The sequence below is a fragment of the Acidovorax sp. SRI_002 genome (assembly GCF_057586455.1).
In genome coordinates, this window is record NZ_JBYCZW010000008.1 from 74,926 (window position 1) to 90,301 (window position 15,376).

General features: G+C 67.7%; 13 protein-coding genes. 10 read left to right on the forward strand and 3 right to left on the reverse strand.

All coding sequences use genetic code 11. The features are described 5' to 3' along the window. The first annotated feature begins 56 nt into the window (after window positions 1–56). From AC2YJX_RS21285 to AC2YJX_RS21300, 4 genes are all read left to right on the forward strand, one after another. A complete protein-coding gene (locus AC2YJX_RS21285) occupies window positions 57–809 on the forward strand; it encodes an alanyl-tRNA editing protein (protein ID WP_487257193.1) in 753 nt (250 codons plus the stop codon). Window positions 810–1,109: 300 nt separating this feature from the next. Next, window positions 1,110–4,928 carry a DUF748 domain-containing protein gene (locus AC2YJX_RS21290; protein ID WP_487257194.1) on the forward strand — a complete coding sequence of 1,273 codons (3,819 nt, stop codon included), beginning with the start codon at window positions 1,110–1,112 and terminating at the stop codon, window positions 4,926–4,928. 114 nt (window positions 4,929–5,042) lie between these two features. After that, a complete protein-coding gene (locus AC2YJX_RS21295; protein WP_487257195.1) occupies window positions 5,043–7,292 on the forward strand; it encodes a protein-disulfide reductase DsbD family protein in 2,250 nt (749 codons plus the stop codon). A 46-nt stretch (window positions 7,293–7,338) separates the two neighbouring features. Further along, on the forward strand, window positions 7,339–7,953 hold the full coding sequence (locus AC2YJX_RS21300; protein WP_436130795.1) for a thioredoxin family protein: 615 nt from the start codon (window positions 7,339–7,341) through the stop codon (window positions 7,951–7,953). 10 nt (window positions 7,954–7,963) lie between these two features. On the opposite strand, the gene AC2YJX_RS21305 is transcribed toward AC2YJX_RS21300, so the two are convergent. Then, a complete protein-coding gene (locus tag AC2YJX_RS21305; RefSeq protein ID WP_228899006.1) occupies window positions 7,964–8,314 on the reverse strand; it encodes an MliC family protein in 351 nt (116 codons plus the stop codon). Window positions 8,315–8,419: 105 nt separating this feature from the next. Between AC2YJX_RS21305 and AC2YJX_RS21310 the strand changes: the two genes are divergently transcribed. Next, on the forward strand, window positions 8,420–8,935 hold the full coding sequence (locus AC2YJX_RS21310) for a CoA-binding protein (protein WP_176887211.1): 516 nt from the start codon (window positions 8,420–8,422) through the stop codon (window positions 8,933–8,935). An 88-nt stretch (window positions 8,936–9,023) separates the two neighbouring features. Then, window positions 9,024–10,349 carry an O-acetylhomoserine aminocarboxypropyltransferase/cysteine synthase family protein gene (locus AC2YJX_RS21315; RefSeq protein ID WP_436130794.1) on the forward strand — a complete coding sequence of 442 codons (1,326 nt, stop codon included), beginning with the start codon at window positions 9,024–9,026 and terminating at the stop codon, window positions 10,347–10,349. Here AC2YJX_RS21315 and AC2YJX_RS21320 read toward each other — a convergent pair. Continuing rightward, window positions 10,346–10,801: a methyltransferase family protein gene (locus tag AC2YJX_RS21320; RefSeq protein ID WP_487257196.1), complete on the reverse strand. Its 456-nt coding sequence runs from the start codon at window positions 10,799–10,801 to the stop codon at window positions 10,346–10,348. The two genes, AC2YJX_RS21315 and AC2YJX_RS21320, sit on opposite strands and share 4 nt — an antisense overlap. A gap of 90 nt (window positions 10,802–10,891) precedes the next feature. Here AC2YJX_RS21320 and AC2YJX_RS21325 point away from each other — a divergent pair, with 90 nt between their 5' ends. Further along, window positions 10,892–11,485, forward strand: coding sequence for a Crp/Fnr family transcriptional regulator (locus AC2YJX_RS21325; protein WP_487257197.1), 594 nt, complete (start codon window positions 10,892–10,894; stop codon window positions 11,483–11,485). A 7-nt stretch (window positions 11,486–11,492) separates the two neighbouring features. On the opposite strand, the gene AC2YJX_RS21330 is transcribed toward AC2YJX_RS21325, so the two are convergent. Further along, window positions 11,493–12,305 carry an IclR family transcriptional regulator gene (locus tag AC2YJX_RS21330; protein ID WP_487257198.1) on the reverse strand — a complete coding sequence of 271 codons (813 nt, stop codon included), beginning with the start codon at window positions 12,303–12,305 and terminating at the stop codon, window positions 11,493–11,495. A 142-nt stretch (window positions 12,306–12,447) separates the two neighbouring features. Here AC2YJX_RS21330 and AC2YJX_RS21335 point away from each other — a divergent pair, with 142 nt between their 5' ends. The 3 genes from AC2YJX_RS21335 to AC2YJX_RS21345 are packed head-to-tail and all read left to right on the forward strand — an operon-like array spanning window position 12,448 to window position 15,372. Then, the gene (locus tag AC2YJX_RS21335) at window positions 12,448–13,407 is read left to right on the forward strand and encodes an MBL fold metallo-hydrolase (RefSeq protein WP_487257199.1); all 960 of its coding nucleotides are present in this window, start codon (window positions 12,448–12,450) and stop codon (window positions 13,405–13,407) included. A 28-nt stretch (window positions 13,408–13,435) separates the two neighbouring features. Further along, on the forward strand, window positions 13,436–15,088 hold the full coding sequence (locus AC2YJX_RS21340) for an FAD-dependent oxidoreductase (RefSeq protein ID WP_487257200.1): 1,653 nt from the start codon (window positions 13,436–13,438) through the stop codon (window positions 15,086–15,088). Between the two features lie 26 nt (window positions 15,089–15,114). Further along, window positions 15,115–15,372 carry a DUF2783 domain-containing protein gene (locus AC2YJX_RS21345; protein WP_487257201.1) on the forward strand — a complete coding sequence of 86 codons (258 nt, stop codon included), beginning with the start codon at window positions 15,115–15,117 and terminating at the stop codon, window positions 15,370–15,372. Window positions 15,373–15,376: the final 4 nt, after the last annotated feature.

Sequence of the window (15,376 nt, forward strand, 5' to 3'; positions counted from 1 at the left end):
AGCATAGCGCCCGCCCCACCGCCGCGCGCCGCTGCCCATCCCGCTACCATCACCGCATGACCCAAGACCTCTTCCGCCAAGACGCCTACCTGCGCGAATGCAGCGCCCACATCACCGCCGTCACCGATACCGGCATCGTGCTGGACCAGACCGTGTTCTACCCCCTGGGCGGCGGCCAGGCCGGTGACAGCGGCGTGCTGGTGCTGGCAGACGGCACCGAGATCGCCATCGCCGACACCCGCAAGGGCAAGGACGCCGACGGCAACCCCACCAGCGACATCGTGCACATCCCCGCCCCCGGGCAGGAAGACCGCGTGGCGCAGCTCAAGCCTGGCACGGCTGTCACCGCCCGTATCGACTGGGAGCGCCGCCACCGCATGATGCGCCTGCACACCACCAGCCACCTGCTGTGCCATGTGGTGCCGCAGCTGGTCAACGGCTGCTCCATCACGCCCGACTACGCTCGGCTGGACTTCGCGATGACCGACCCGCTGGACAAGGAGCAGCTGACCGCCGCCATCGCCACCCTGGTGGCCGCTGCGCACCCGCTCACCGTGGCATCGATCAGCGACGAAGAACTGGACGCCAACCCCGCGCTGGTCAAAAGCATGAGCGTGCAGCCCCCGCGCGGCACCGGGCGCATCCGCACCATCCGCATCGGTGGCGAAGACAACGCGCCGCTGATCGACCTGCAGCCCTGTGGCGGCACGCATGTGGCCAACACGTCGGAGATCGGCGCCATCGTGGTGACCAAGATTGAAAAGAAAAGCGCCACCACCCGCAGGGTGGTGCTGGGCTTTGCCCAGTGAGCGAAGCGAAGAGCGCTTTTCTTTGGGACGGAATCATTTGCACGCAGTGCAAGTGAGGCCGCGCCAAAAGTCCCAGCCATAAACCCACCACCCGCAGGGTGGTGCTGGGTTTTGCTCAGTGAGCGCAGCGACGAGCGCGCCCCTCAAATGTCAACAATCTTGAGCCGCCGCAGCCCCCGGTTGCAATGGCTTACCCCGCCAGACCCACAACGGGGACAATAGCGGCCCGCGCGCGCGGCCTTTTTTGGACTTCTTGCACCCGGCGTCCTGGGGCTGCGGCGCTCACTTTTGCCTGCCGCCATGCCGATCTCCCTGCGCTCCGTCTCGTTTGCCTCCCTGCGCCAGCACCGCTGGTTCCGCCCCGCCGTCCGCGCGCTGGCGGCGTTGATCGTGTTGTGGCTGGTCACCTGGCTGGCCATTCCGCCGCTGGTCAAGGGGCCGCTGGAGCGCATTGCGTCCGAACAACTGGGCCGCACCGTCACCGTGGGGGGCATCGACTTTGAGCCCTGGAGCCTGGAATTCGCGCTGCGCGACGTGGCCGTGGCGGGTGCCAACGGCGCGCCCCCACAGCTGACCATTGGCCGCGTCTATGCCGATGGGGAGTTGCAGTCGCTGCTGCGCCTGGCGCCCGTGGTGGACGCCTTCACCATCGAAAACCCGGTGCTGCGCATCACCCACCTGGGCGACGGCCGCTATGACGTGGACGACATCATCGCCAAGGTCACCGCTCCCACCACCGAACCCGAGCCCGACAAAGGCCCCGCACGGGTGGCGCTGTACAACCTGGCACTGACGGGTGGCAGCATCGACTTCTCGGACACCGCCGTGGATAAAACCCACGAGGTGCGCGATCTGGCCCTCAAGGTGCCTTTCATCAGCACCCTGCCGTCGCAACGCGAGGTGAAGGTCGAGCCCCACCTGGCGTTCACGCTCAATGGCAGCCGGTTTGACTCGTCCGCCCAGGGCACGCCGTTTGCGCAGACCGGCCAGGCTGACGCGCAGATTCGGCTGGACGGGCTGGACCTCGCGCCCTACTTGGGCTATTTGCCAGCCAACCTGCCCGTCAAGGTGTTGGGCGCCACGCTGGATGCGGATGTGAAGGTGGCCTTTGAGCAGCACCCGCGCATGGCCGTGAAGCTGACCGGCACCGTGCAAGCCAGCGGCGTACGCATCGCAGACCGCCAGGGCGCCGACCTTCTGAGCTATGAGCGCCTGAAAGTCGACATGGCCGATGTGCGCCCGCTGGACCAGGTGGTGCGACTGCAGCATGTGGAGCTGACCGCGCCCGTGGTCACCGCCACGCGCGATGCAGCAGGCCAGATCAACCTGGCGCAACTGGCACCGCCTGCACCGCCGCCATCGGCGGTCAAGGGCAAGACCCCCGCACCTGCGGCACCTGCATCTGCTGAACCGGCGTCTTCGCCACTGGCCAGCGCCAGCGCAGCATCGGCCTCTGCCTCGCCCGCTTCCTCCAGCAAAGCCAAGGCCAAGGCCGCACCCGCCTGGGTCGTGGAAGTCGCCACCGCCGCAGTGCGCGGCGGCACCCTGCGCTGGGCCGACCAAACCACGCGCCCCGCAGCGGCCCTGCAGGCCACAGAGGTCACGCTGGATGCGGCCGACGTCGCCGTCCCCTTCGCCAAACCCTTTACCTTCAAGGGCGGGCTCAACCTGCAGGGCAGCACACTCAGCTTCACCGGCGAAGCCACGGACCAGAAGGCCCAGGTCAACGCCACCCTGAACGCCCTGGCCCTGCAACTGGCCGCGCCCTACCTGGCCCAGACGCTGGAGCCCACGGTGACCGGCCAGCTCAGCGGAGATGTGGGTGTGCTGTGGCAAGCGCCCACGCCACAGGCCGCGCAGGCAGGCGCCACCGGCGTCACCCTCAAGGCAGGCCCCCTGGCGCTGGAGCAACTGGCCGTCAAGCAGGGCAAGACCACCTTGGCCAGCCTGGGCAAGCTCGACATAGCGGACGCCGAAGTGCCCCTGGACGCGCGCAGCGCCACGCTGGAGCGCCTGGCCATCAGCCAGCCACAACTGGCGGTGGAACGGGGCGCGGACGGGCGCTGGATGTTCGAGCGCTGGCTGAAGGCGGCGCCAGGCGGCACCACGGCCCCGGCGACAACGGCTGACGCAGCCCCCGCCAGCACCAGCACACCCTGGAAGCTGCGCGTGGCCGATTTCTCGGTGCAAGGCGGCACCGTCTCGCTGGCCGACAACGCCCAGCCGCGCCCCGTGGCGCTGGAGGTGACGGCCCTGGGCATCACCGCCCGCAACCTGGCCAGCGACGGCAGCAAGCCCGAAGCTTTCACGCTCACCGCCCGCGCCGCCGCACCGGGCAAGGGCAGCAAGGCCGCGCCGGGCAAGCTCGACTACCAGGGCACGCTGGCCCTGCAGCCGCTGACCACCCAGGGCAAGCTCGACGCCACCCGCCTGCCGCTGCACGCACTCGACGGCTACCTGGCCAGCCAGCTGTCGGTAGAACTGCTGCGCGCCGATGTGGGCTACCGGGGCCAGGTGGCCCTGGCGCAGACCGACAAAGGAGTCAGTCTGCGTCTGAACGGTGATGCCGTGGTGGAAGACCTGCAGGCCAACAGCACCGCCGCCTTCACCCCCAAGACCGAAGCACAGGTGGGTGAGGAATTGCTGGCCTGGAAGAGCCTGAACCTGCGCGGCCTGGCCGTGGCCACCGCCCCCGGCACCGCGCCGCGCGTGGAGGTCAAGGAGACCAGCCTGGTGGACTTTTTTGCCCGGGTCACCATCAACGAGGCCGGCCGCATCAACCTGAGCGACATTGCCAAGACCCCGGCCGAGGCACGTGCGGCCAATGCGGCCAGCGCTGCGGCCAGCACGGCCGCCCCCACGGCATCGGCCCCCGCCTCAGCCACATCGGCAACGCCCACCGCCCCTGCCCAGGCTGCGGTGGCCCAGGCCGACCCGCTGGCCCCTGTGGTGGTCTTTGGCCCCGTGAGCCTGGTCAACGGCAAGGTGCTGTTCTCGGACTTTTTCATCAAGCCCAACTACTCGGCCGACCTGTCGGAGCTGACTGGCAAGCTCAGCGCGTTCTCGTCCGAAGCCTCGGGTGGCGAGCCCGTGCTGGCCGACCTGGAGCTGCGCGGCCGCGCCGAGGGCTCGGCGTCGCTTGAAGTGACCGGCAAGCTCAACCCGCTGGCCAAACCGCTGGCCCTCGACATCGTGGGCAAGGTGCGCGACCTGGAGCTGCCCCCGCTCACGCCCTATTCCGTCAAATACGCGGGCCATGGCATCGAGCGCGGCAAGCTCAGCGTGGACGTGAACTACAAGGTGCTGCCCAACGGCCAGCTCACCGCCAGCAACCGGCTGGTGCTCAACCAGCTGACCTTTGGCGAGCCCGTGGAGGGCGCGCCCAACAGCCTGCCCGTGAAGCTGGCCGTGGCCCTGCTGGCTGACCGCCAGGGCGTGATCGACCTGGACCTGCCCATCAGCGGCTCGCTCAACGACCCGCAGTTCCGCATTGGCCCGGTGATCTTCAAGATCATCGTCAACCTCATCGGCAAGGCGCTGACCTCGCCCTTCAGCCTGCTGGCCAGCGCCTTCGGCGGTGGCGACGAGATGAGCCACGTGCCCTTTGCCCCCGGCAGCGCCACGCTCACGCCCGAGGCGCAGCAGAACCTGGACAAGGTGGCCAAGGCCCTGGCCGACCGCCCCGCGCTCAAGATCACTGTGACCGGCACGGCCAGCCTGCCAGACGAGCGCGAAGGCCTGCGGCGCGAGAGCCTGCAGCAGCGGGTGCTGGCCGAAAAACGCCGTGCCAACCCGGGCGATACCGCCCCCGTATCAGCCGCCGAATACCCCGCCCTGCTCAAGGAGGTGTACCGCCGCGCCGACATCCCCAAACCGCGCAACCTGGTCGGCCTGGCCAAGGAGCTCACCGTGCCCGAGATGGAAGCCCTGCTGCTGGCCAACCAGCCCGCCACCGAGGCCATGGCCGCCGAACTGGCCACGCAGCGCGGCCAGGCGATCCGCGCGTATCTGGTGGCACAAAAACTGCCCGTGGAGCGACTGTTTGTGGCGGCGCCCAAAGCGGGCAAACAAGCCGAAAAGTGGACCCCGCGTGCGGATTTGAGCCTGGCGACACAATAGGCGCCTGGCTGGCGGAAGGTTCCGGGGAATCCCCCTCCGCCAGTCTGATCGCCCCGCAGGCAGAGCACAGGGGCGCCGGAACCAAACCCGCCCTGCCAGCTCCCACACTGCACCATGCCTTCACGCCCGCTTTACCGCCTCGCAGTTACTCTGTTTTTGATAGCTGCAAGCGCTTTATGGACGGGCGCAAACGCCCAATTTAGCCCCAAAACCAGCGGACAGGGCACCAGCGTGGTCACCACGCCCTATGTGCGTGCCGAGCTGCTGGCCCATGCACCCCAGGGCGTGGCGCCCGGCCAGCCGCTGTGGCTGGGCCTCTCGATCACCCACCAGCCCGAGTGGCACACCTACTGGAAGAACCCTGGCGACTCCGGCCTGCCCACCGACCTGGCCTGGACGCTGCCCGCCGGCCTGGACGCGGGCGAGATCGCCTGGCCCCTGCCCAAGAAGATCCCCATCGGCACGCTGGCCAACTATGGCTACGAAGGCACGGTGCTGCTGCCCGTACCCGTCACCGTGGCCAGCAGTTTTGCCCCCAGCCCGTTGGCCAAGGACGCAACGATCAAGCTGCGCGCCTCCTGGCTGGTGTGCCGCAAGGAGTGCATTCCCGAAGAAGGCGAATTCACGCTGCAGTTGCCCATCCAGAGCACCACGGCGCTCAACGGCGCCGCCTTTGAGGCGGCCGCCAAGGCCCTGCCCCAACCCGTGCTGGCAGGCACCAACGGCATCGTGCCGGACAGCCAGGCGCAGATTGCCGACGGCAACCTGCTGAACGTCAGCGTGCAGGGCCTGCCCGTGGCGCTGCGTGGCAAGACACTGGACCTGTTCCCCGAAACCGCCGAAGTCATCGACAACGCCGCGCAGTGGAAGCAGGCCTGGAACGGCAGCGTGTGGACCGCGCAGATTCCCCTGTCTGCCCAGCGCAGCGCCAGCCCCAGCCTGATGCCCGTGGTGCTGGCCGAGCAGTCGCCCGCACATGCCACTGGCCCCGACACGCGCACCGGCTACCGCGCAGAGCTGAAGGTGCTGGGCACCTGGCCGCAGGTGGCGTCGGTTGCCAGCGTGTCGCCCGCGCTGGAGGCCGCGCTCAAGGCCAATGCTGCGCAGGCAAGCGGCGCTGCCGCGCCAGCCATGGGCTCCGGCGCCTCGTCCCTCACCCTCACGGCCGCGCTGCTGGGCGCCTTGCTTGGCGGGCTCATCCTCAACCTCATGCCCTGCGTGTTCCCGGTGCTGGCGATCAAGGTGGTGGGCTTTACCCAGCATGCGCAAGACCGGCGCGCGCACCGCGTGAGCGGCATCGCCTACACAGCGGGTGTGGTGCTGTCGTTCATCGCCCTGGGCGCCCTCATGCTGGGCCTGCGCGCAGCAGGCGAGGCGGTGGGCTGGGGCTTTCAGCTGCAGTCGCCCGCCGTGGTGGCATCGCTGGCGGCACTGTTCACGCTGATCGCGCTGAACCTGGCGGGCGTGTTCGAATTCGGGCATTTCCTGCCGTCCTCGGTGGCCAGCCTGCAGGCCCGCCACCCGGTGGCCGACAGCTTCCTCACCGGCGTGCTGGCCGTGGCCGTGGCATCCCCCTGCACCGCGCCGTTCATGGGCGCTTCCCTGGGCCTGACCGCCACGCTGCCCGCGCCCCAGGCGCTGGCCGTGTTTGCGGCGCTGGGCCTGGGGCTGGCGCTGCCGTACCTAGCGGCCAGCTTTGTGCCCGCCGTGGCGCGCGCCCTGCCCCGCCCCGGCGCGTGGATGGACACCTTCCGCAAGCTCATGGCCTTCCCCATGCTGGCCACTGTCGTCTGGCTGGTGTGGGTGCTGGGCCAGCAAAGTGGCATCGACGGCGCGGGGGCGCTGCTGATCCTGCTGGTGGGCCTGTCGCTGGTGGTGTGGGCCCTGTCGCTGGCCGGGCGTGCGCGCGTGTGGATGGCCACGGTGTCCATCGCGGCCATGTCCTTGCTGGTCTGGGCCTTTGCGCCCCACATCACGCACATTCCTACCGCGCAGGCCGCCACACCGTCCACGCAGGCTTCGGCCACCGGCTGGCAACCCTGGGCACCCGGCGCGGCCGAGCAGATCGTGGCCACGGGCCGCCCGGTGTTTGTGGACTTCACCGCCGCCTGGTGCGTGACCTGCCAGTACAACAAGAAGACCACGCTGGCCGACGCCGATGTGCTGGCCGACCTGCAGACCAAGAACGTGGCCCTGCTGCGCGCCGACTGGACGCGCCGCGACCCTGCCATCACGGCGGCGCTGACCCAGCTTGGACGCAGCGGCGTGCCGGTGTACGTGTTCTACCGCCCCGGCAAGCCGCCGGTGGTACTGACCGAGGTGCTCAGCGTGGACGAGGTGCGTGCCACCATCGCCCAGCTATAGCCCTCCCTGCTTTCGACCACCCGCCAACCCTTCAGGAGACCCCGCCATGAAGCTGCTTCGCCGTACGTTGATCGCCACCGCCGCCCTGGTTGCCCTGGGCGCACAGGCCGCCGCCACCGTGGGCCAGCCCGCACCCGACTTCACGCTCAAGGACACGTCGGGCAAAACCGTGCGCCTGTCGGACTTCAAGGGCAAACACGTGGTGCTGGAATGGACCAACCCCGGCTGCCCCTTCGTGCGCAAGCACTACGACAGCGGCAACATGCCCGCCACGCAGAAAGACGCCATCGGCAAAGGCGTGGTGTGGCTGTCCATCAACTCCACCGAAAAAGCCAGCAGCGACTACCTGGAGCCCGCCAAGCTGATGGCCTGGAAGCAGGAGCGCAAGGCCACCCCCACCGCCGTGCTGATGGACGAGGAAGGCACCGTGGGCAAGAGCTACGGCGCCCGCACAACGCCCCACCTGTACATCGTCAACCCGCAGGGCCAGCTGATTTACGCGGGCGGCATTGACAGCATCCCCTCGGCCCGCCCGGCCGACATCGAAAAGGCCACCAACTATGTGAAGGTGGGGCTGGCAGAAACGCTGGCGGGCAAGCCGATTTCGGCGGCCACGACGCAGCCTTACGGCTGCAGCATCAAGTACAAATCGGCCAGCTGAAAAAAGAATTTCAGCGCGCCACGCAGTTCACCCGCAGAGCGCGCGGACTGTGGAAGTACATGGTGTTGCCCTTGCCACGGATGTAGGTGCCGCCATCACCGTATCCAAAACCCGACGCCACGCGCTCAGGCTGCAGCGGCACGGTGCGGCCATTCATTTCCAGCAGCGCAGGGCCATCGGGCTGGGCGGGCCAGTGCACCACCATCATGGGGCCACGGTCACAGGCGTAGGTCGTGACGCGCTGGACCTTGGGCACATCGGGGGCACGGGGCGGTGTGCAGGCGCTCAGGGCAAAGGTGGACAAGACAACAGCCGTGGCGACAAGGCCAGTGGTGCGGCGGGCGCGTGGTGGGTTCTGCACGGGATCTCCTCGGATTCTGGGTCGGTGCCACCGTGTTGATGGCAGTGTGGGTGGACAACGCGGGGGTCTGGCGCCGCAGCGGTTCGCCCCCATACACTGCCATGTATGAAACGCACGCCCGACACCATCAGCACCCTGCGCGATATTCTGACGCACTGCCGCACCCTTGCGGTGGTGGGACTGTCGCCCCAATGGCACAGACCCAGCTATTTCGCGGCCAAGTACATGCAGGCACATGGCTACCGCATCGTGCCGGTGAATCCGCTCGTCGCGCGCGAGGGCGGGCAGATCCTGGGCGAAACCGCCTACGCCAGCGTGACCGAAGCCGCTGCCGCGCTGGCGGCGCAGGGGCAGAAGATCGACATGGTGGACTGCTTTCGCAAAAGTGAGGACATCCCGCCGCTGGCCGATGAAGCCATCGCCATCGGCGCAAAGTGCCTGTGGCTGCAACTGGGGGTGTTCAACGAGGCGGCCAGGCAACGCGCCGAGGCCGCCGGGCTGCAGGTGATCGAAAACCGCTGCGTGAAGATCGAGCACGCGCGGCTGTTTGGCGGCCTGGGCTGGATGGGCGTGAACACACGGGTCATCAGCGCCAAGCGCCTGCGGCAGCTGCCTTACTAGCCAATTCGCAGCCAAACTTAAAGCTATCAAATTCATAGCTATTAGCGCTTATCCATAAAGCGCTAGCAGCCAATTTCCTCAAGATCCCATGTCCTCAGCCCCCTCCAATGGCGCCGACCGCGAGTTCGGCTTCGGCACCCGCGCCATCCACGCCGGCGCCCAGCCCGACCCCGTGACTGGCGCACGCGCCACGCCCATCCACCAGACGACGAGCTTTGTGTTCGACAACGCCGAGCACGCCAGCAGCCTGTTCAACCTGCAGACCTTTGGCAACGTCTACAGCCGCATCAGCAACCCCACGGTGGCGGTGTTCGAGGAGCGCATTGCGAGCCTCGAAAACGGCCGTGCCGCCCTGGCCTGCGCCAGCGGCATGGCCGCGCAGATGGCGGCGCTGCTGGCCATCCTGAAAACCGGCGACCACATCGTGGCGGCCAGCACGCTCTACGGGGGCACGGTGGGCCAGCTGGGAGTGGGCTTCTCTCGCCTGGGCATCGAGACCACATTTGTGGACCCGGCCGACCCAGAAAACTTTGCACGCGCCATGCGCCCCAACACCCGCGCCGTGTATGGCGAAACCATTGGCAACCCACTCGTCAACGTGCTCGACATCGCCGCCGTGGCCGAGGTGGCGCATGCGCACGGCGTGCCGCTCGTCATCGACAACACGGTGGCCAGCCCCTACCTGTGCAACCCCTTGCAGCTCGGCGCCGACATCGTGGTGCACAGCGCCACCAAGTACATCGGCGGCCACGGAACCACCATGGGCGGCGTGGTGGTCGAGGGTGGCAAGTTCCCGTGGGACAACGGCAAGTTCCCCGAGATGGTGGAGCCCAGCCGCGCCTACCACGGCGTGAAGTTCTACGAGACCTTTGGCGACTTTGGCTACACCATGAAGGCGCGCATGGAGGTCAACCGCACCTTCGGCGGCGTGCTCTCGCCCATGAACGCGTGGCAACTGTTGCAGGGCGCCGAGACGCTGCACCTGCGCATGCGCGAGCACTGCCGCAATGCGCTGGCCGTGGCGAAGTTTTTGCAGAGCCACCCACAGGTGGCGTGGGTCAACTACCCCGGTCTGGCGGATTCGCCGTACTACGATCTGGCGCAAAAGCAGTTTCGTGCTGTGGACGGGGCGCCGGGCGCCTCGGGCATCCTCACGTTCGGCGTGAAGGGGGGCGCTGCGGCGGGCGAGAAGTTCATCGACGCCTGCGAGTTCCTGAGCCACCTCGCCAACATCGGCGACGCCAAGACGCTGGTGATCCACCCCGCATCGACCACCCACCGCCAACTGAGCGAAGAAGAGCTGGCCCGCGCTGGCGTGAGCGCGGACATGGTGCGGCTGTCGGTGGGGATTGAAGACCTGGACGACATCCTGTGGGACGTTGACCAGGCACTGGCGCGCTCTCAAGGAGCCTAGATCCAGCGCCGCACATCCCGGCAGTAGTCCGCGTACTGGCGTCCAAAACGGGCCGCCAGCTTGCGCTCTTCGAGCGGGATGTACCAGCACTGCGCGAGCACAAAAAACTGCAACACCAGCAACCACGGCGACAAAGTGCCCAGCGCCAGCGCCACACCCGCCAGGGCCAGCAGCATGCCCAGGTACATGGGGTTGCGCGTGTGTGCAAACAGGCCTGCTGTGGTGAGCGTGCCGGGCTCGCCAAAGGTGTTGATGTTGGTGCCGATGCGCTTGAACAGGCGAGCATGCCACTGGGCCATGGCCAGGCCCGCCAGCACCAGCACACCCCCCGCCCACCAGGCCAGCACGCGCCCATCGGCGGGCAGCACGGCCACGGGCCAGGTGCGCTGCAAAATCACCATCGCACCGACCGACGCAAACCAGACCACAGGGGGCAGCAGCAAACGTTGCATTCCAACTTCTCCTTGCACAATGAAGACATGGCCCGCAGTCTGCCGATGGCGTGCTGTGCTGGCGATAACCTGGGTTAACGGAGTCCTCTTTTGCCGACCTTTTCTCATTCCACCCACACGGTGCTGGAGCAACTGGCACAGGCCCCGCTGCCCGAGTGGGAGGCTCTGGACCGCGCCACCACGGTGCGGCAGCTGCGGCCGGGCGAGGTGCTGTTCCACGCGGGCGAGGCGCAGCCCCGGGTCTTTGTGGTGAACCAAGGGCTCATCAAGATGGTGTACGAGACGGCCGTAGGTGAGGCCTGGGTCAAGGGGTTTGTGCCGGCCGGCATGTGTTTTGCCAGCCTCACGGCACTGCAGCCGGGCGGCGTTACCAGCTACACCGCCCTGGCGGAAGGCGGGCCCTGCACGGTGGAGCAGATCGACCATGCCGCGCTGGAAGCGCTGGCCGCGCGCCACATGGGGTGGCAACGCGCGCTGAGCAATGCCTACCGCATGTACGGCCAGCGCAAGGAGCAGCGCGAGATGGAGTTGCTCACCCTGTCGCCCGAAGAGCGCTACCGGCGCTTTCTGCAGCAGCACCCGCAGATCGCCGCCCAGGTGCGCCAGCGCGACATTGCCAGCTATGTGCGCGTGACGCCGGTGGCGCTCAGCCGCATCAAGGCGCGCATATTGCGCGGCGGCTGACGGCGGCTCAGGGTTTGGTGCCCTGCGCGGCGCCCAGGCGCTGCGACAGGCTGCGCGCGGTGTCGCGCAGATGGCCTGCGGCAGCACTGCCCGGCCCCGTCTGCAGCGTGGCGCTGGGCCCTATCACCGCCAGGCACAACACCAGCTGCCCAAACCCGTCAAACACCGGCGTTGCCAGCGCGCTGATGCCGGGCAGCAGCTGGTCAGTCACTTCGCTGATCTGGTGCTGGCGCACAGCCTCCAACTCGGCCGCAAATGCGGGCTCATCCAGCGCGCCCGCAAACCCTTCGGCAGCCAGCGCAGCCGCAGCGCGCTCGCGCGGGCCGAAGGCTGCAAACACCTTGCCCGTGGCCGTGTGCCGCACCGAGGCCGTGGTGCCATGGCGCATGGCCACGTACACGGCCGTGGGGCCTTCTTCCACACGGATGATGGTGGGGCCGTTGTCACCCCAGACCGAGGCCGACACGGTGTAGCCGATGCGCTGGGCCAGCGCGGGCAGCTCGGCAATGGCTAGGCGCACCGGGTCCACCTGCTGCAGGCTGATGAGGCCCAGCTGCATGGCCAGCGGGCCCAGGCCGTAGTGGCCGCTCACGGCGTCCTGCTCGATGAGGCCCAGCTTGCCAAAGCTCACCAGATAGGGGTGGGCCTTGGCGGCCGTCATATCCGCCGCGCGGGCCAGGTCCTTGAGAGCCATGCGCCGGCCGGTGCGCGCCAGCACCTTCAGCAGCTGGCCGCCCACCTCAACGCTCTGGATGCCGCGCGGGCTGCGGGGCGTGTCTTCGTCGTCGGCGGGGGTCAGGTCGGGGGTCGTGGTGGGCATGGGGCGATTGTCCACGCAGCGCAGCATCCACCACCCGTTCGGGTTTACACCTAAACAAATGCGTTAGACATGAACGAATTTCTTGCCTAACATCAACACATTCCGTTTAGATAAACGCATTCACCATTAACAAATCACCACCATGAGCACCGTCAAAACCTTTGCCTCCGCCGCCGACCTCGAAGTGAAGAAGGTGAGCTTCGACAAGCTCTCCGACCACGCCTATGCCTACACCGCCGAGGGCGACCCCAACACCGGCATCATCATTGGCGACGACGCGGTGATGGTCATCGACACCCAGGCCACGCCCGTGATGGCGCAGGACGTGATCCGCCGCATCCGCGAGGTGACGGACAAGCCCATCAAGTACGTGCTGCTCTCCCACTACCACGCCGTGCGCGTGCTGGGGGCCAGCGCTTACGGTGCCGAGCACATCATTGCCAGCGAGGACACGCGCGACCTGATCGTGGAGCGTGGCCAGTTCGACAAGGACAGCGAGATCGGCCGCTTTCCGCGCCTGTTCCAGAATGTGGAGAGCGTGCCGGACGGCCTGACCTGGCCGACCATGACCTTCAACAGGAAGATGACCCTGTGGCTGGGCAAGCTGGAGGTGCAGATCCTGCAACTGGGCCGGGGCCACACCAAGGGCGACACGGTGGCCTGGCTGCCGCAGGAAAAGATCCTGTTCAGCGGCGACCTGGTGGAGTTCGACGCCACGCCGTATGCGGGCGATGCGTACTTCCAGGACTGGCCGCAGACCCTGGACAACATCGCGGCGCTGAAGCCCGAGAAGCTGGTGCCCGGCCGGGGCGCCGCGCTGCAGACGCCCGATCAGGTGCAGGCGGGCCTGGCGGGCACGCGCGCCTTCATCAGCGACCTGTACGAGAGCGTGAAGGCCAGTGCGGCCAAGGGCGAGGACCTGCGCAAGGTCTACGAGGCCACGTTTGCCAAGCTGCAGCCCAAGTACGGCCACTGGGTCATCTTCAACCACTGCATGCCGTTTGACGTGACCCGGGCCTATGACGAGGCCACGCAATACCCCGACCCACGCATCTGGACCGCCGAGCGTGATGTCCAGATGTGGAAAGCCCTGGAAGGCTGATCCGCCGAGGCTGGAGGAGACAAAAGATATGAATCCCAGAGACATTCCCACCGAAGCCTTCCACGCCAGTGGCGCTGAGGTGCAGGCCATCGACTTCGGCTACGTGCGCTCGCCCGACCAGGACCGCGCCACGCCCGCACAGCACCCCATCGTGGTCATCGGCGCGGGCCCTGTAGGCCTGTCGCTCGCCATCGACCTGGCCCAGCGCGGGCAGCGTGTGGTGGTGCTGGACAACGACCACAAGCTCTCCATCGGCTCGCGCGCCATCTGCTTTGCCAAGCGCACGCTCGAAATCTGGGACCGCCTGGGCGTGGGCCAGCGCATGGTGGACAAGGGCGTGTCGTGGAACCTGGGCAAGGTGTTCCTCAAAGACGAGCAGCTGTACGAATTCAACCTGCTGCCCGAAGAAGGCCACGAGCGCCCCGCCTTCATCAACCTGCAGCAGTACTACGCCGAGGCCTACCTGGTGGAGCGCGCGCTGCAGTTGCCGGGCATCGACATCCGCTGGCACAACAAGGTCACTGCGGTGGAGAGCCGCGCGGACGGCGCGCTGCTGAGCATCGACACGCCCGAGGGCGCCTACCAGATGGATGCGCAATGGCTGGTGGCTTGCGACGGCGCGCGCTCGCCCACGCGGCAGATGCTGGGACTGGAGAGCAAGGGGCGCATCTTTCAGGACCGCTTCCTGATCGCCGACGTGAAGCTGGCGGACGAGGCGAACTTCCCGACCGAGCGCTGGTTCTGGTTCGACCCACCCTTTCATCCCAACCAGAGCGTGCTGCTGCACCGCCAGCCCGACAACGTCTGGCGCATCGACTTCCAGCTGGGCTGGGACGCCGACCCCGAAGAAGAAAAGAAGCCCGAGAACATCATCCCGCGCGTGAAGGCGCTGCTGGGTGCGGATGCGCAGTTTGAGCTGGACTGGGCCAGCGTCTACACCTTTGCCTGCCTGCGCATGGACCAGTTCGTGCACGGCCGCGTCATCTTTGCGGGCGACAGCGCCCACGGCGTCTCGCCCTTTGGCGCACGTGGCGCCAACAGCGGCGTGCAGGATGCCGAGAACCTGGCCTGGAAGCTGGACTGGGTGCTCCAGGGTCGCGCCAGCACCGCACTGGTGGGCACGTATGGCCCCGAGCGCGAATACGCGGCCGATGAGAACCTGTGCAACTCCACCCGCGCCACCGACTTCATCACGCCCAAGAGCGAGGTGAGCCGCCTGTTCCGCGACGCGGCACTGCACCTGGCGCGTGAACACGCCTTTGCACGGCGCATCGTCAACAGCGGGCGCCTGTCGGTGCCGGCCACGCTGCACCAGTCGCCGCTGAACACGCCGGATACCGACACCTTCGTGAGCACGCAGGTGCCCGGCGCCGTGTTGCTGGACGCGCCCTTGACGAAGCAGGGCCAGCCCACTTGGCTGCTGCGCGAGCTGGGGCCGGACTTCACGCTGCTGGTGTTTGGCCCGGCCCCGGCATGGGCCCATGACCTGCCCGGCGTGAAGGTGCTGCAGATCGGCATTGACGTGAACGACCACCAGGCGCTGGCCGCCCAGCGGCTGGATGCGCTGCCGCGCACCGTGTACCTGGTGCGGCCCGACCAGCATGTGTGCGCACGCTGGCGCACGCCCACCGAAGCGGCTGTGCACAGCGCACTGGCCCGTGCCACGGCCGCAGCCGTCTGACCAGGAAGACGACAAGGAACATGCCCATGCTGAACACCCAACCGAACCTGCAGGCCTGCGACGACTTCTATGAAGCGCTGATTGCGGCGCACCAGGGTCTGTCCACGCCCGAGAGCCACGCCATGAACGCACGCCTGGTGCTGCTGCTGGCCAACCACATCGGCGACCAGTCCACGCTGCAGCACGCGCTGCAACTGGCGCGCGGCAGTGCCGTGCCCACGGCCGACCGTCGCAGCACCCCCGCCATCACGCCGGTGGTGCCCACCCACGCGGTGGCGGCCTAACCTC